We start from the raw sequence: 2,625 nt of genomic DNA on the forward strand, positions 1-2,625 counted from the left end.
CTGATCAGGACCTTCACCGTCATGTACGGCGCGCTGTACGGCGTGGGGCAGTGGCTGGAGGAGACCCGCGGCGTCGATCCGGGCAGGATCGGCCTGCTGATGCTGCCGATGTCGGTCATGAGCGCCGTGGTCGCCCTGATGCTCGGCAAGAGCCACTCGATCCGGCTGATGCTCGTGGGCGCGGCGGTCTTCGTCGTGGCCGGCGGGGGATTCCTGTGGCTGTCCGGCGCCCAGGACCGGCTCGTCTGGCCCGTGATCGCGATGACCTGCCTCGGCGTCGCGATGGGACTGGGCAACGTCGGCAACCAGGCCATGCTCTACCTGAAGAGCACACCCGACCAGATCGGCGTGAACAGCGGGTTCTACCGGACCGCCTCCTACATCGGAGGGTTCATCGCCACCGGCCTCATCGGCGCCACCTTCGCCGACGGCGCGACCAACGGTGGCATCATCCTCTTCGCGACCGTTTTCGCCGGGCTGGGCGCAGTACTTCTCCTGATCAGCCTCGCCGACCCCCGCATCCCCAAGACCTCGCCCACGGCCGAAACACCCGCGTCCTCCATCCCGAGCTGAGGCACCAGCGGCGCCGGGCGGCCGGGTCGCTGTCGGCCTGGAACCGGCGAAGCCCTTCGTCGGAGATCCGCGCGTACTCGGCCGGGCTGCGCACCGACGTGCCGTGGTTTCGGATAGGGGCCAGCAGAGCGATTCGGCGGTGATCGCCGCGGTCGCGCACTCGAGTATCGTGAGCGGACCGATTGTGACACTGAGGATTAGAGAGACTTGCGCGTGCTTTCAGGGTGGGGAACGGACCGGACCGGAGAAGGTCGATCCACTATGGCGGCTATCGATCGAACCGCACCGGAAACGGTCGAGTCGCGACGCACTCCGGCGCGATGGCTGCGCTCGGTGCGCCCCGACCTGATCGTCGCCGGTTGCTACCTGTCGCTTGCGTTTTTCGTACTCGCCGGGCTGTGGTCGAACCCAGGTAGTGGCTACCTGAGCAAGAGCGACCAGGATCAGACGCTGTACGAATGGTTCTACGCCATCACGGCGCGAAATATCACCCACCTGGCGAGTCCGCTCAGCACCGAGTTGCAGAACTATCCCGATGGCGTGAACATGATGGCCAATACCCTCATGTATGGCTGGGGGGTACCGTTCACGCCCGTCACCCTGCTCTTCGGGCCGACCGTCACTTTCGCGTCAGCACTCACGTTCGGCCTGTTCAGCACGGCGTTCGCCTGGTATTGGGTATTCTCACGCGAACTGGTGACCGCCAGGTTCGCCGCGGCCGTTGGTGGTGTGTTCTGCGGCTTCGCGCCCGCGATGATCGCACACACCAATGGGCACGCGAATTTCGTTGTCCTCGTGTTGCTTCCGCTCATCGCTTGGCAGGTCATCAAAATGGCGCGGCACGCGGAGAACGCCGTCGGAGCGCGCCTAGTATGGCAGCCCCGTGCCGCCGTCGTGCTCGGCCTGCTGGTCGCTGTGCAACTCACGCTGGGTGAGGAGCCGCTGCTGATCTTCGCGCTCGGCTTCGCGGTCTTCGCCCTCGCATACCTCGGTACCTGGCGCGACATCGCGTGCACTGTGCGCGCGGCGGCCCCGTCGGTACTGTTCGCGGCGCTGGTCACGCTGACACTCACCGGTTTTGGGCTGTGGTGGCAGTTCGCCGGACCGCAGTCGTATCGATTCATCGGGATCGGCCGGGTTGGCAATGACATTCTGTCGCTGTTTCAATTCTCGCCGGAATCGGCGGGCAGCATGTTCTCGTTCGGCCCCGACGTGAGCATCAATCCGACCGAGGACAACACCTACTTCGGTTGGCCGCTACTTCTACTCGTCGCCATGGCCACGTTCTTCCTGCGACGCGAACGCATTGTGCGGGCCGCCGCGATCGTCATCGTCGTGTTCACGACACTGTCGCTGGGCATTGTGCTGTCCTTCGACGGCGTTGTGCGCTTCGGCGACGGTGACTTCGCCATGGTGCCGATGCCGTGGCTCGCCGTCGGGTGGATCCCGCCACTGAACGGGATCATCGAATCACGGTTCGCCATGGTAGCCATTCCGGCCATCGCGATAGTCCTGGTTCTTGGCACCCAGCGGGCGATCGACTCGCGACGCACCTCCGCCACCATGCGGCGGCCTGTTGCCTGGTTCGGTGCCCTTGCCTGCGCGCTGCTGCCCATCGCGCCGACCATGCTGCCCGTCACGGAACGCCCCCCGACACCCGCGTTCTTCGCCGATGGGACAGTGCGGCAGTATGCCTCGGACGGCTCCGTGGTGATCGTTCCGCCGCCCACCTCGGGGGACGCCATCGCGCTGCGGTGGCAGATCGACGCCGATTTCGCCTTCCCGCTCGTTGGCGGCTACTTTGTCGGCCCGAGCGGCCCGGACCACGGGGCCGGTTATGGCGCCGACCCCCGGCCGACCGCCGTTCTGCTCATGCTGGTCAGGATGACCGATACGGTTCCGGTCATCGACCGAGCTCGGCGCGAGCAGGCCATCTCGGACCTGCGCTACTGGGGCGCCGATGTGGTGGTGCTGCCGCCGACACAGAACGGTGATGCCCTGCGTCGCACCGTGGAGGGGGGGCGGGCGGGCCCCCGCCGCGCCGGGGGCCGA

Annotated in this window: 2 protein-coding genes; both read left to right on the forward strand. The window is 66.5% G+C overall.

Translation table 11 applies throughout. The features are described from left to right. On the forward strand, positions 1–573 hold a 573-nt coding region (locus ACFWPJ_RS29990), incomplete at its 5' end, for an MFS transporter (RefSeq protein WP_378856449.1). 261 nt (positions 574–834) lie between these two features. Next, the coding region (locus ACFWPJ_RS29995; RefSeq protein ID WP_378856451.1) for a glycosyl transferase at positions 835–2,625 on the forward strand (1,791 nt) is incomplete at its 3' end.

Origin of the sequence: Nocardia sp. NPDC058497 (genome assembly GCF_042720195.1) — a bacterium.
Classification (GTDB): Bacteria; Actinomycetota; Actinomycetes; order Mycobacteriales; family Mycobacteriaceae; genus Nocardia.